Raw genomic sequence first — 13155 nt, forward strand, 5'->3', positions numbered from 1 at the left:
TCGTCCAGCCTGCCCTGGATACGCGGCCCTGCACCGAGTCCGTTGCCCGATGAGTGCCTCACCCGAACTCAGTCCGCTGTTCGATCCCGCAGCCGATGCGCCGCAGCCCGCGGGGCCGTTGTCGGCGCGGGCGCTGAGCCACCTCGACCGGCTCGAGGCCGAGAGCATCCACATCCTGCGCGAGGTCGCCGCCGAGTTCGCCAACCCGGTGATGCTGTATTCGGTCGGCAAGGACAGCTCGGTGCTGCTGCACCTGCTGCTCAAGGCGTTCTACCCGGCGCGCCCGCCGATCCCGCTGCTGCACGTCGACACCGGCTGGAAGTTCGGCGAGATGATCGCGTTCCGCGACCAGCGCGCGCGCGAAACCGGCGTCGACCTGCGCGTCCACATCAACCCCGACGGTCTGGCCCAGGGCATCGGCCCGTTCAGCCACGGCGCGGCGGTGCATACCGACGTGATGAAGACCCAGGGCCTCAAGCAGGCGCTGGACTGGAACAAATTCGACGCCGCGATCGGCGGCGCGCGCCGCGACGAGGAAAAATCGCGGGCCAAGGAACGCATCTTCTCGTTCCGTAACCCGCAGCACCGCTGGGACCCGAAGAACCAGCGGCCGGAACTGTGGAGCCTGTACAACACCCGCATCCACAGCGGCGAGAGCGTGCGCGTGTTCCCGATCTCGAACTGGACCGAGCTGGACGTGTGGCTGTACATCTACCGCGAGAAGATCCCGGTGCCGTCGCTGTACTTCGCCGCCGAACGTCCGGTGGTCGAACGCGAGGGCAGCCTGATCCTGGTCGACGACGAGCGCCTGCCGCTGCGCGACGGCGAGACCCCGCAAACCCGCAAGGTCCGCTTCCGCACCCTGGGCTGCTATCCGCTGACCGGCGCGATCGAATCGCAGGCCGACACGCTGGAGGCGATCATCGCCGAGATGCTGGTCGCCACCACCTCCGAACGCCAGGGCCGGGTGATCGATCACGATCCGGGCGCTTCGATGGAACGCAAGAAGCAGGAGGGGTATTTCTGATGAAGCCGGGATTGGGGATTCGGGATTCGGGATTTGCTGTGGAGCAGGACGTGGTGGCGGTTGATTCGAAGGCATCGGAAGCGAGGGTTCTGGCTTTTTCGAATCCCGAATCCCGAATCTCCAATCCCGCTGGCGACGCAATCGCCACCTACCTGCAACAGCACGAACACAAAAGCCAGTTGCGCTTCATCACCTGCGGTAGCGTCGACGACGGCAAGAGCACGCTGATCGGGCGGTTGCTGCACGACACTCAGTTGCTGTTCGCCGATCAGCTCGCCGCGCTCGATGCCGACAGCCGCCGTCACGGCACCCGCAACGGCGAGGTCGATTTCGCTTTGTTGGTCGACGGCCTGGCCGCCGAGCGCGAGCAGGGCATCACCATCGACGTGGCCTACCGTTTCTTCGGCACCGAAAAGCGCAAATTCATCGTCGCCGACTGCCCGGGCCACGAGCAGTACACCCGCAACATGGCGACCGGCGCCTCGACCGCCGACCTCGCGGTGGTGCTGGTCGATGCGCGCAAGGGCCTGCTGACCCAGACCCGCCGGCACAGCTATATCGTGTCGCTGCTCGGCATCCGCCACGTGCTGCTGGCGGTCAACAAGATGGACCTGGTCGGTTTCGACCAGACCGTGTTCGAGCGCATCGTCGGCGACTACCGCGAACTCGCCGAAAAGCTCGGCATCGACCACGTGCAGGCGATCCCATTGTCGGCGCTCAACGGCGACAACCTCATCGCCGCGTCGGCGGCGACGCCGTGGTATCGCGGGCCGAGCGTGCTCGAACACCTCGAATCGGTGGACGTCGCGCGCGATGCGTCCGCGCTCGGCCTGCGCTTGCCGGTGCAGTGGGTGAACCGTCCGCATCAGGATTTCCGCGGTTTCGCCGGCACCCTCGCCGCCGGTTCGGTGCGGCCCGGCGACGAGATCGTCGCGCTGCCCTCGGGGCGTCGCTCGCGGGTGCAGCGCATCGTCAGCGCCGACGGCGATCTGGCCCAGGCGGTCGCGGGGCAGGCGATCACCCTGACCCTGGACGACGAACTCGACATCAGCCGCGGCGACATCATCGCCGCCGCGACGCAGCCGCCCGAAGTGGCCGATCAATTCGCCGCGCATCTGCTGTGGATGGACAGCAAGCCGCTGCTGCCGGGCCGCTTCTATTGGCTGAAGATCGGCGCGCGCACGGTCAGCGCCAGCATCACCGAGATCAAGCACAAGATCGACGTCAACACCCAGGCGCAGCTGGCGGCGAAGCAGCTCGAACTCAACGAGGTCGCGTATTGCAACCTCGGCCTGGATCAGCCGATCGCATTCGAGGCCTATCGCGACAACCGCGAACTGGGCAGCTTCATCCTGATCGACCGCCAGACCAATGCCACCGTCGCCGCCGGCACCCTCGATTTCGCCTTGCGCCGCGCCGCCAACATCCACTGGCAGGCGGTCGACGTCGACAAGGCCGCGCGCGCGCGCAGCAAACAGCAGCGGCCGCGTTGCGTTTGGTTCACCGGCCTGTCGGGTTCGGGCAAGTCGACCATCGCCAACCTGGTCGACGCGCAATTGCATGCGCTGGGCCACCACAGCTTCATCCTCGACGGCGACAACGTGCGCCACGGTCTCAACAAGGACCTGGGCTTCACCGATGGCGACCGGGTCGAGAACATCCGCCGCGTCGCCGAAGTCGCCAAGCTGATGACCGACGCCGGCCTGATCGTGCTGGTGAGCTTCATCTCGCCGTTCCGCGCCGAGCGTCAGCTCGCGCGCGAATTGTTCGAGGACGGCGAATTCGTCGAAGTCCACGTCGACACGCCGCTCGCCGAAGCCGAGCGCCGCGACGTCAAGGGCCTGTACGCGAAGGCGCGCGCGGGCAAGATCCCGAACTTCACCGGCATCGATTCGCCGTACGAAGCGCCGCAGGCGCCGGAGCTTCGGCTGGCGACGCTGGACGAAGATGCGCAGGCCCTGGCTCAGCGGGTGATCGACTACCTGCGCGACTGAGCCGGCAATCCGCATGCCCCACCTGTAGGAGCGGCGCAAGCCGCGACCGCGACAACGCAACTACGGCGGGGCTGCCGTCGCGGGCGTGATTTCGCAGTCGCGGCTCGCGCCGCTCCTACAGGTAGGCCATGCGGGTCGCGACAGGGCCGCAAAAATAAAAACGCCCCGGCCTGAGCCGGGGCGTTCGTTTGTGCATCGTCCGAACCGAACGATCCGCGCGCGAAGAAACTAACCCTTCGCCGTCTTGCTGCGGATCATCTCGTACAGGAACAACAGCACGATGGCGCAGATCACCGAGATGATGATCCCCATGAAGCCGCCGCCGGCATAGAACAGGCTGCCGATGTAGGCGCCGGCGATGCCGAGCAGGATCGTGAGGATCCAGCCCATCGGGTCGGCGCCGGGTTTGAAGAAGCGCGCGAGAATGCCGATGATCGCGCCGATGATGATCGTATAGATGATGCCGCCGGGCATGGTGTTGTCCTCCTGAGGGACGGGGTGTTGGTGCGGCTGGATCATGTGAGCGCGGGCGTCGCCGTCGCGTGAGGGCGGGGGCGGGACGCTGGTCCGCGGTTAAGCCATGAGCGTCATGGGTCCAGACGGAACCGGACGGCACGCTCGCCGGCAACGTTTCGCGCGCGATACATCGCCGCTCAGGGCATCGCCGCTCAGGGCGACGCCTTCTCCGGCCATTGCTGCGGCACCTTGCGCAAGTCGTCGAGCGTGTAGCCCAGGCCGCGCAGGCGTTCGAGATGCGCGTCGTAGTCGGCCTGGGGGATGCTCGGCGTGCGGGCCATGATCCACACATAGTCGCGCTTGCTGCGGCCGACGATGGTTTGCTGATAGGCCGGGTCGACGTAGACGATGACGTACTCGGCCTTGATCGGCCAGATGAACTGCATGCCCCAGATCGCGTTATTGGTATCGGGCCGCACATAGCCGACCGGATGCATGGTCTTGACCGGCTCGTCGAAGCCGCCCTTGCGATAGCGGAACGTGGTCCGCACCCGGCCGCGTTCGTCGAGCTTGTACGACTCGATCGCATTGAACGCCTCGCGTTCGGGACGCGAGGGAATATGCGCGATCACGTACCAATCGCCCATGAAGCGCGGCAGGTCGACCTGCGCCACCGGCGCGATGGGCTGCGCGTTGCCGCTGCAGCTAAGCAAGGGCAGCGCGAGCAGCAGCGTCAGACGTTTCAGCGGCATGGCCGTTCTCCAGATTGCGGCGCGAAAACAGATAGTGGGCGACCCCCCATTGCTGGCCCTCGTCGTAGCCGAACATCTCGGCGCAGGCCATCCAGAACATACGCCAGCGCTGGAACCACAACGGCGCGGCGGCTTCGCCGTAAGCCGCTTCCAGGGTGTCCATGACCACGTCGCGGTTGCTGTCCTGGCGCGCCAGCCAGTGATCGGCGGTGCGTTGGTAATGACGTCCGTCGAGCAGCCAGCGCTGTTCCAGCGACAGGTGACGCTGGAAACACAGCAGGGTGTCGGCCGACGGCATCAGCCCGCCGGTGAAGAAATGCCGGCCCATCCAATCGTCCTGGCCGTCGACTTCGAACGGATACAGCAGGTCGCGGTGACAGAACACATGCACGAACAACTTGCCGTCCGGCCGCAGCCAACCGGCGATGCGGCCCAGCAGGGTGTCGTAGTTGCGCATGTGTTCGAACATTTCGACCGAGACGCAGCGATCGAAGCGCATCGGGTCGAGGTTCAGTCGATTCACGTCCTCGGTCAGCACCAGCACATTGTGCAGGCCGCGCTGGAAACACTGGGCCTGGATATGTTCGCGTTGCGGCCGCGAATTGGACACCGCGACGATCTGTGCGTTCGGAAAGCGCTCGGCCATCCACAGAGTCAGCGAACCCCAGCCGCAGCCCAGTTCGAGGATGTACTGGCCGTCGGCCAGTTCGGCGCGCTGCGCGTACAGCGCGAGCATCGCTTCTTCGGCCTGATCCAGGGTTTCGTCGCCGCGCGGGTAGTAGCAGCACGAGTACTTGAGCCGCGCGCCGAGGCAATCGAGGAAGAACTGCGCGGGCAGTTCGTAGTGCTGACGGTTGGCCGCATCGGTGTGGATCGCGACCGGGCTGTGGCGCAGGTCCTCGATGCGTTGGCGATGGCGCTCGTACTGCGCCTGCACGCCGCCGGTGCGTTCTTCGCGCAACCGCTGCGCGCACAGACGGCGGATGCCCAGGCGCACCAGCGCATCAGGCAGCGAGCCGCGTTCGGCCAGGCCCAGCAGGCCGGGCGCGGCGTGGTCGGGCGGATCGGATTGGTCCACGGCGATGTTCATGACGAGGTCTCGGTTCGGGAAGGCGAGCGGGGGAACCACGGAAACAGCATCGGCGTGCTGCGCTGGTAGTCGCGGTAGTCATCACCGCGACTGCGCAGCGCTTGCGCTTCGGTGTACGGAATGCCGCTGATCCAGCGCAGGAATACGTACATCACCACCGGCCCGGCCCAGGCCCAGCCGGACAGCGGCGAGCCGACCGCGAAGCAGACGTAGGCGAACCAATGGGTCCATTCGAAGAAATAATTCGGATGCCGCGAATAACGCCACAGACCTTCGCGGCAGGTGCGGCCGCGATTCGCCGGATCGGCGCGGAACCGCGCGAGTTGGCGATCGGCCAGGCTTTCGCCGGCCACGCTGAGCAGCCAGATCGCCACGCCCGCCGCAAGCCACATCGGCGCGAGGCGGCCGTTGAACGCCACCGCCAGGAACGGCAGCGCGAACAGCACGATCAATACCGCCTGGAACTGGAAGAATAGAAAGAACTTGCCCTGATGCCCGTTCCAGTGCGAACGCAGATGCCGGTAGCGGCCGTCCTCGGGTTCGTCGCGCACGCGCCGCCACAAGTGCAAGGCGAGCCGCAATCCCCACACACCGCCGCACAGCGCCAGCACGATCCGCACAACGCCATCGCCGGGACCGAGCGCGGCCAGGAACACCGCGCCGAAACCGACCCCGCCGGCCCAGATCGCATCGACGATGCCGGCATTGTCGTGGCGGCGTTGCCACCACCAGCCCAGGCTCATCGCCACCGCGGCGATCGCCCACAGGCTCGCGACCATCGCCCAGGCATTCATCGCAGCACCTGCGCGTCGACGGTCAGCGGCATGCGATCAGCGCGCGACCAGCGCTGCGCCAACTGCGCGAGCACCGGCATCGCCACGCCCCAACCCAACGCCAGCCATGCCAGCGCCGGCCAGCGCGGCGGCACGAATTCGACCGAATTCCAGCCGCGCGCAGCGCCCAGATAGGCCAACGGCCCGCCGATCGCGCCGAACAGCGCGGCCAGCGCGACGCGGCCATGGAGGAAACGCAGGGTATGGGTGAGGGTCATCGCGAACGCGCACCACAGGCCGAGAATCCACACCGGCGCGAACGCGCTCGACGGCCACGGTGCCGCGTACGTCGCCGCGCCGCTCGCGGCGAGCGCGCCGTCGATCAACGCGCCGGCCGGCAACGCGATTGCGAGCAGGCGCGCATCCGCGCCGCGATGCTCGGATACCGCCAGTTGCCACAGCACGAACACCGCCGCGGCCAACGCGCCCGGCCAAGCCAGCCCGCGTCCGGCCGCGATCACGGCGCAGAACCACACCAGTTGGTAACCGGCGAAATTCGCGAACCCCCTCATGCGCGCGCTCCGTTCATGCGCACAGCTCGCCTTCGGGCAGACGCGCCGCGCGGCGATGGCCGGGCTTGGCCATCAGCATCTGCACCACGCCGATCGAGCGCTCGCGGAAGCCGCCTTCGCAATACGCCAGGTAGAACGCCCACATGCGGATGAAGCGTTCGTCGTAGCCGAGCGCGCGCACCTCGGCCAGTCTGGCCTCGAAGCGGCGATGCCAGGCCTGCAGGGTCAGCGCATAGGACGGACCGAAGTCGTCGAGCTGGACCAGGGCCAGATCGCTGGCGCGGGTCTTGGCCGCGAGCATCGCGTTGATCGAGGGAATGAAACTGCCCGGAAACACATGGCGCTTGATGAAATCCACGCTGCGCAGCGCCTGCGCGTAACGGTGGTCTTCGATGGTGATCGCCTGCACCAGCGCCAAGCCGTCGGGCTTGAGCAAGGCGCCGAGCTTGCCGAAATAGGTGTCGAGGTAGGGCGCGCCGATCGCTTCGATCATTTCGATCGAGACCAGTTTGTCGTAACCGCCCTGAAGGTCGCGGTAGTCCTGCAGCAGCAATTCGACCCGGTCGCTCAGCCCGGCCGCGGCGACGCGTTCGCTGGCCAGCGCATGCTGTTCCTGCGAGATGGTCGTGGTGGTGACGTGGCAACCGTAGTGGCTCGCCGCGTGCAGCGCGAAACCGCCCCAGCCGGTGCCGATCTCGATCACGCGGTCGCCGGGTTGCAGGGCGAGCTTGCGGCAGATCCGCTCGAGCTTGCGCGACGATGCGTCTTCCAGCGATTCGTCAGGCGAGGCGAACACCGCCGAGGAATACATCAGGTCCGGCGACAGAAACGTGGCGAAGAATTCGTTGCCCAGGTCGTAATGCGCGGCGATGTTGCGGCGGCTGCCGCCGCGGGTGTTGCGGCGCAGCGCGTTCCAGCCGCGCATCGCCCAGCCGCCCAGGCGCGCCAGGCCGGTTTCCATGCCGTCGAGCAGATCGCGGTTGCGCACCAGCAGGCGGATCAGCGCGACCAGATCGCTGCAGTCCCATTGCGCGTCCATGTACGACTCGCCCGCGCCGACGCTGCCGTTGGCGGCGACCGCGCGATAGAAACCGCCGTCGTGGACCCGGATCGTCACATCGATCGGATCGGCACCGACCGCTTCGCCGAGAACGATTTCGCCGCAGGCGTCGTGCAAGGTCAATCGGCCGCCGCGCAACCGCGCCATCTGCGCGATCAGACGTTGACGCAGCCAGCGTTCGGGCAGCGGGTAGGCGATGTTGGGTGTCGCGTTGAGTTCGTCGGCTCCGGGGATCATGGCAGGCCTCGCGCATTGCGCGGATGGTCGTGGACGGGATTGCGTTTGAGCCATAACCGCAGCGCCTGCCAATGGATCGCGAGCATGACCTGCGCGGTCATCAGCGGATAACGCCACAGCACCCGCGCCAGGCCGGCGCCGTCGCAGGGCCGGCGGCGCAGGCTCAACGTGGCGGAAAATTCGCTGTGGTCCTCGCGCATCACCTCCATGTGCACCAGCAGATCGTCGCCGGGCGCGGTGAAGCGCCAGGCGTAGTCGCGCTGCATCGGCATGAACGGCGATACGTGGAAGGCCTTGGCGAACGACCACTCCAGCGCGCGTCCGCACGGCCGCGCCGCGTCGGCGGCCAGCACATAGGCATGACGCTCGCCCCAGGGCGTGTTGGTGATTTCGGCGACGACGTAGTCCAGCGCGCGGCCGTCGTCGGCGTAGCAGTAGTAGAAGCTGACCGGATTGAACACATAGCCGAAATAGCGCAGATGGGTGAGCAGGCGGATCGGCCCGGTCGGGCGCCGGCCGCAGTGCTGGAACACCCGCTCGCGCACCGCATCGGCCAGCGGCAGTTCGCTCGGGCCGAGATAATCTTCGCGGCGGAAACGGCCGATCGCGCCGCGCCGGGTCGACCACAGCCAGCGACGACGGAACACCTGTTCGATTTCGTCCAGATCCAGATACAACTGCGCGACCCGGTACTGGAACGCATGCGCCCGCGGCGAACGCCGGCGATGACGCACCACGCCTTCGTAGATCGCGCTGAGCAAGGGCGCTTCGGTCCGCGCCGGGTCGGTCCGCGCCGCGCTCACGCGGCTCTCCGCTCGACGCGGCCCGGCACGATCCGCTGATCGGGCTGACCGTAACGCGCGCTGCCGGCGGCGCCGAGCGCGGCGGCGACTTCGACCGCGCTGCGCATGCCGTCCTCATGAAAACCCCAGCCCCAGTACGCCCCGGCGAACCAGGTGCGGCGCTGGCCCTGAATCTCATGCTTGCGCCGTTGCGCGGCGACCGAGGCCAGGTCGTAAACCGGATGTTCGTAACGCATGCGCCGCAGGATCTTGCCCGGGTCGATCGCCTCGCTGCGGTTCAATGTGACCACCAGTGGTTCCGGTGACTCGATCCCTTGCAGCAGATTCATGCAATAGCTGACCGTGCAGGCGGCGGCTGGCTCGCGCGGAACATGCGCGTTCCACGCCGCCCAGGCCTTGCGCCGGCGCGGCAACAGCCGCGCGTCGGTATGCAGCACGGTGTCGTTGAGCTGATAGCGCATCGCGCCGAGGATCTCGCGCTCGCTGTCGTCGGCGTCTTCGAGCAGGCGCAGGGCCTGATCGCTGTGGCAGGCCAGCACGATCTGATCGAAAGCTTCCTCGCCGGAATCGGTCCGCACGATGACCTCGTTCTCGTCGCGACGCAGCGCGCGCACCGGGCAGGCGATGCGTTCGATCACGTTCCAGCGCGCGCGCAAGGCCTGCACATAGCGATCCGAGCCGCCTTGCACCACCCGCCACTGCGGCCGCCCGGCGACCTGCAGCATCTGGTGATTGGCCATAAACTGGACCAGATACCGCGCCGGGAACGACAGCACCCGCCGCGATGGAGTCGACCACAGCGCCGAGGCCATCGGCAGCAAGTGTTCGTCGCGGAAGGCTTCGCCGTAACGGTTGGCGTGCAGGTATTCGCCCAGGGTAGGGCCGGCGCCGTCGCTGTCGAGCAACTCGGGCGATTCGCGGTAGAAACGCAGCAGGTCGCGGACCATGCCGAGGAAGCGTGGCGACAGCAGATTGCGCCGCTGGCAGAACAGGCCGTCGAGGCTGCCGGCGTTGTATTCCACGCCGCTGAGTTCGCTGTGGACCGAGAAACTCATGGTGGTCGCTTGCGACGGCACCTCCAGTTCTTCGAACAGGCGCGACAGCAGCGGATAGTGCGCCGGATTGAACACGATAAAACCGGTGTCGACGCGGTAGTCGCGGCCTTGCAGGCGGATATCGTGGGTGTGGGTGTGGCCGCCGATGCGGTCGGCGGCCTCGAACAAGGTCACCTCGTGCTCGCGTTGCAACAGCCAGGCCGCGGCGAGGCCGGAAATGCCGGAGCCGACGATCGCGATGCGCATGTCAGGCCCTCGCCCTGGCCGCGACCCAGGCCGGGATCGGCTTGAGATCGCGCACCAATCCCAGCAGCGCCATCAGCCGCAAACCGTAATAGGTCAGGTCGATTTCCCACCAGCGAAAGCCCTGGCGCACCGTGCCCGGATAGAAATGATGGTTGTTGTGCCAGCCTTCGCCGAAGGTGATCAGCGCCAGCCACAGGTTGTTGCGGCTGTCGTCCTTGGTATCGAAACGGCGCTTGCCGTAGCGATGGGCCAGCGAATTGATCGTGACCGTGGCGTGGAACAGCACCGTGGTCGAAACGAAAAACCCCCAGACCAACATTTGAGAACCGCTGGTGCCGAGCTGCGGCGCGAAGCGCTGCAACAAGGCGCCCAGTCCGAACAGCGCCGCCGCGAGCAGCACCGGCACCAGCGTATCGTAGCGATCGAGCACGCGAAGTTCGGGGAACCTGGCCAGATCGGGCACGCGTTCCAGCTCGGTGCGGAACGCGCGCGGGGTGAGGAACCAGCCGACATGGCTGCGCAGAAAGCCGTACACGGTCGGCGAATGCGGGTCCAGCGCGGTCTCGGTATGGCGATGATGATTGCGGTGATGCGCCGCCCACCACAGCGGGCCGCGCTGCACGCTGGACGCGCCGATCAGCGCGAACACGAACTGCATCGCGCGCGAGGTGCGAAAGGTCTTGTGCGAGAAGTAACGATGGTAGAACGCGGTCAGCGCGAACATGCGGATCGCGTACATCGCCGCGGCCACGATCAGCGCGATCGGCGACACCCCGACCCACAGCACCGCGATGCAGGCCAGATGCATCGCGATGAACGGCGAGGTGCGCAGCCAGTCGATGCGATCGGCGCTGGTCTCGTCCAGCGGCGCCTGGGTGTCGGTATCGATCCAGCGGCGCACGGTCGCCGTCGCCCGTTGCCAACGCGTCAGGCGCGGCGCGGGCGCCGACGGCACGACGGCGTCGTCGTGCGTCGAGGGATAGCCGGGGTCGAGCGACATGCCGTGCTCCGATGCGATGCGTTACCGGGGTCTACGACGGATGCGCCTGGATGGATGCACTCGCGGCGGGGCGATGACGATCGAGGCTCAGGTGGCCGGGCCCGCGCAACTATTCGCCAGCGCTTGCGTCTGCGCGGCCTGGCGGTCGGCGCCGTCGGACTTGGTGGGCGGAGCGAACTCGATGCGCACGTTCTGATAGCGGCCGCTGGAATCGCGGATGGTGGCGATGCCGCGGAACTCCAGCAGCCGCCGGTCGGCGACCGCATAACGCAGCTCGATCGGCGCAATCGCGAAACCGTACCAGGTGTCCAGCACCATGCGCAGGCGGCGCTCGGATGCGGGGGCGTTCGCCTGCTTGAGCGGCTCGATCCTGAAGTCCAGAAACGACGCGCGGCTGGGCAACAGGAACGGCGCCGCGATCGGCTTGTTCGCCGACAGTGCGTCCCAGCGGCTGCGGATCATCGCGTCGAAGCCGGCATCGATGACCGCGCCGGTGCGTTCGGGCAAGGCGGTTTCCTTGCGCGCGGCCGCGGCGTTCTTGCGGGTATAGACATAACGCCGTCCCTGTCGGGTCGACGCGCCTTCTTCATAGCCGTCGCGCGCATCGACGAAGTCGAAGTCCGGGGCGGTGGCGCTGGGCGAATCGGTCACCACTTTTCGCGCGAACGCCTCGCCGCGCGGACAGCGGTACAGCACCAGACGCTGGCCCACGCCGCCCTGGGTGTAGCGCCAATGGGTTTCGCGATACAGCACGCGCTTGCTGTCGGGCGCATAGGCGGTGCCTTCGTAGCGGTCATCGGCGGAGGCAGTGACCGCGGCCGAAAGCAACAGCGTAGACACAACGACGACCGCAACGCGACGGCCGGAATCCAGAGACCTGCATGCACGCATCAACGCTCGCCTTGGCGGCCGATGGCCGATTACGCGACTGATACGACGATGCATTGGGCCCGGATGCACTTTCAGACTGAACTACCTGAACGATGTGCCATCGGCCGCATCGCTGAACACAACATAGGCAGGCAAGGCGAGATCAAACCTGGATTCGGTCATGTATTCAACGAAATATTTCCATTTTCTGCATCCCATCGCCATGGACCTGCGTACAGCCAACGAACCCGTGCAGTTCATCGGAGCGTAGTTCGCGCCGATGCACGGCCCTTCGCAAGCGATCCGCGCCAATTCCGCGCGGCAGGACCAGGAACAACGGAGAGTGATCATGAAAGCGGAATACCTTGCATCGATCGCGGTCGCCGTGATGGCGGCCAGCGCATCACCGGCTTACGCGCAGTCGGCTGAGCAGGACTGGAGCGGTTTCTATTTCGGCGGAAACCTCGGTGCGTCCGAACCCAACGGCAGCGGCGGGCGGATCTCGTTCGATAACAACCTCGACGGCGGCTACGGCGATACGGTGCGCACCGCGGCCGGCGCGGATGCGTTCTCGCCGGGCTTCTGCGACGGCGCCGCGGCCGGGCGCACGCCGGCCGTGGGGTGCAGCGACGACAAGGGCGGCGCCGACTACGGCCTGCGCGCGGGTTACGACTGGCAGAGCGGCCGCCTGGTGTTCGGCCTGGTCGCCGAATACACCCAGGGCGATTCGCGCGACAGCGTGGCGGCGTTCAGCACCACGCCGGCGTTCTACACGATGACCCGCGATCTCGACACCACCACCGCCTTGCGCGGACGGATCGGCTGGACCTTCGGTGGGCAGGGCGATTATCTGGTCTACGCCACCGCCGGCGCGGTCCGGGCCAAGATCGATCATCGCTTCAGCACCAGCAACACAGCCAATGCGTTCGCCTTGCGCGGCGACGACGAGGCCGACGGCTGGCAGGCCGGGGTCGGCATCGAGCGTAAGGTGCTCGATCATCTTTCGCTCGGCCTGGAATATCTGTACAGCCGGGTCGACGACGACGATTTCCGCGTCGGCGTATCGCGCGGCACGGCGCCGGCCAATAACCCGTTCCTGCTGGTCAACGCCAACGGCACCGATTTCCGCCGCAGCGACAGCGATTTCGAATTCGGCAGTCTGCGCCTGACCGCGACCTATCGTTTCTGATCGTTTCGATCCGTGCCTTGAAACGAAGAAG

General features: G+C 66.8%; 13 protein-coding genes. 3 read left to right on the forward strand and 10 right to left on the reverse strand.

Features of this window, described 5'->3' with window-relative positions:
• Positions 1-49: 49 nt before the first annotated feature.
• Together cysD and cysN are read left to right on the forward strand one after the other, a co-directional pair.
• The gene (cysD, locus tag AC3A4T_RS13665; RefSeq protein ID WP_487675881.1) at positions 50-1027 is read left to right on the forward strand and encodes a sulfate adenylyltransferase subunit CysD; all 978 of its coding nucleotides are present in this window, start codon (positions 50-52) and stop codon (positions 1025-1027) included.
• A complete protein-coding gene (gene cysN, locus AC3A4T_RS13670) occupies positions 1027-3021 on the forward strand; it encodes a sulfate adenylyltransferase subunit CysN (RefSeq protein WP_487675882.1) in 1995 nt (664 codons plus the stop codon). Before cysD ends, cysN begins: the two co-directional genes overlap by 1 nt.
• 228 nt (positions 3022-3249) lie before the next feature.
• Here the strand turns inward: cysN and AC3A4T_RS13675 are convergent, their stop codons facing one another.
• The 10 genes from AC3A4T_RS13675 to AC3A4T_RS13720 form a co-directional block, all read right to left on the reverse strand.
• A complete protein-coding gene (locus AC3A4T_RS13675) occupies positions 3250-3495 on the reverse strand; it encodes a GlsB/YeaQ/YmgE family stress response membrane protein (protein WP_487675883.1) in 246 nt (81 codons plus the stop codon).
• Positions 3496-3689: 194 nt separating this feature from the next.
• Entirely contained in the window at positions 3690-4229 is a 540-nt protein-coding gene (locus tag AC3A4T_RS13680; protein WP_487675884.1) for a lipocalin family protein, read from the reverse strand.
• Positions 4183-5319, reverse strand: a complete 1137-nt coding sequence (locus AC3A4T_RS13685; RefSeq protein ID WP_487675885.1) for an SAM-dependent methyltransferase — start codon at positions 5317-5319, stop codon at positions 4183-4185. Before AC3A4T_RS13685 ends, AC3A4T_RS13680 begins: the two co-directional genes overlap by 47 nt.
• Entirely contained in the window at positions 5316-6098 is a 783-nt protein-coding gene (locus tag AC3A4T_RS13690; protein ID WP_487675957.1) for a DUF1295 domain-containing protein, read from the reverse strand. The genes AC3A4T_RS13685 and AC3A4T_RS13690 overlap by 4 nt, the downstream gene beginning before the upstream one ends.
• Before the next feature lie 11 nt (positions 6099-6109).
• Positions 6110-6664 (reverse strand): DUF2878 domain-containing protein, encoded by a 555-nt coding sequence (locus AC3A4T_RS13695; protein ID WP_487675886.1) that lies wholly within the window; start codon positions 6662-6664, stop codon positions 6110-6112.
• Positions 6665-6677: 13 nt separating this feature from the next.
• Positions 6678-7961: a class I SAM-dependent methyltransferase gene (locus AC3A4T_RS13700; protein ID WP_487675887.1), complete on the reverse strand. Its 1284-nt coding sequence runs from the start codon at positions 7959-7961 to the stop codon at positions 6678-6680.
• Entirely contained in the window at positions 7958-8764 is an 807-nt protein-coding gene (locus AC3A4T_RS13705; RefSeq protein WP_487675888.1) for a DUF1365 domain-containing protein, read from the reverse strand. Before AC3A4T_RS13705 ends, AC3A4T_RS13700 begins: the two co-directional genes overlap by 4 nt.
• On the reverse strand, positions 8761-10065 hold the full coding sequence (locus AC3A4T_RS13710; RefSeq protein ID WP_487675889.1) for an NAD(P)/FAD-dependent oxidoreductase: 1305 nt from the start codon (positions 10063-10065) through the stop codon (positions 8761-8763). Before AC3A4T_RS13710 ends, AC3A4T_RS13705 begins: the two co-directional genes overlap by 4 nt.
• 1 nt (position 10066) lies before the next feature.
• On the reverse strand, positions 10067-11065 hold the full coding sequence (locus AC3A4T_RS13715; RefSeq protein ID WP_487675890.1) for an acyl-CoA desaturase: 999 nt from the start codon (positions 11063-11065) through the stop codon (positions 10067-10069).
• Positions 11066-11152: 87 nt separating this feature from the next.
• A complete protein-coding gene (locus AC3A4T_RS13720) occupies positions 11153-11905 on the reverse strand; it encodes a hypothetical protein (protein WP_487675891.1) in 753 nt (250 codons plus the stop codon).
• 379 nt (positions 11906-12284) lie between these two features.
• On the opposite strand from AC3A4T_RS13720, the gene AC3A4T_RS13725 reads away from it, so the two are divergent.
• Complete coding sequence (locus AC3A4T_RS13725) at positions 12285-13124, forward strand: outer membrane protein (protein ID WP_487675892.1); 840 nt, start codon at positions 12285-12287, stop codon at positions 13122-13124.
• The last annotated feature ends 31 nt before the right edge of the window (positions 13125-13155 follow it).

This window comes from Lysobacter sp. Soil_N_51, from assembly GCF_057655755.1.

What these genes read in the sequence shown, in the direction of transcription:
- AC3A4T_RS13700 (WP_487675887.1), bottom strand. Translation starts at nt 7,961, where the DNA reads ATGATCCCCGGAGCCGACGAACTCAACGCGACACCCAACATCGCCTAC.
- AC3A4T_RS13710 (WP_487675889.1), bottom strand. Translation starts at nt 10,065, where the DNA reads ATGCGCATCGCGATCGTCGGCTCCGGCATTTCCGGCCTCGCCGCGGCC.
- AC3A4T_RS13675 (WP_487675883.1), bottom strand. Translation starts at nt 3,495, where the DNA reads ATGCCCGGCGGCATCATCTATACGATCATCATCGGCGCGATCATCGGC.
- cysD (WP_487675881.1), top strand. Translation starts at nt 50, where the DNA reads ATGAGTGCCTCACCCGAACTCAGTCCGCTGTTCGATCCCGCAGCCGAT.
- AC3A4T_RS13695 (WP_487675886.1), bottom strand. Translation starts at nt 6,664, where the DNA reads ATGAGGGGGTTCGCGAATTTCGCCGGTTACCAACTGGTGTGGTTCTGC.
- AC3A4T_RS13725 (WP_487675892.1), top strand. Translation starts at nt 12,285, where the DNA reads ATGAAAGCGGAATACCTTGCATCGATCGCGGTCGCCGTGATGGCGGCC.
- cysN (WP_487675882.1), top strand. Translation starts at nt 1,027, where the DNA reads ATGAAGCCGGGATTGGGGATTCGGGATTCGGGATTTGCTGTGGAGCAG.
- AC3A4T_RS13715 (WP_487675890.1), bottom strand. Translation starts at nt 11,065, where the DNA reads ATGTCGCTCGACCCCGGCTATCCCTCGACGCACGACGACGCCGTCGTG.
- AC3A4T_RS13685 (WP_487675885.1), bottom strand. Translation starts at nt 5,319, where the DNA reads ATGAACATCGCCGTGGACCAATCCGATCCGCCCGACCACGCCGCGCCC.
- AC3A4T_RS13690 (WP_487675957.1), bottom strand. Translation starts at nt 6,098, where the DNA reads ATGGTCGCGAGCCTGTGGGCGATCGCCGCGGTGGCGATGAGCCTGGGC.
- AC3A4T_RS13680 (WP_487675884.1), bottom strand. Translation starts at nt 4,229, where the DNA reads ATGCCGCTGAAACGTCTGACGCTGCTGCTCGCGCTGCCCTTGCTTAGC.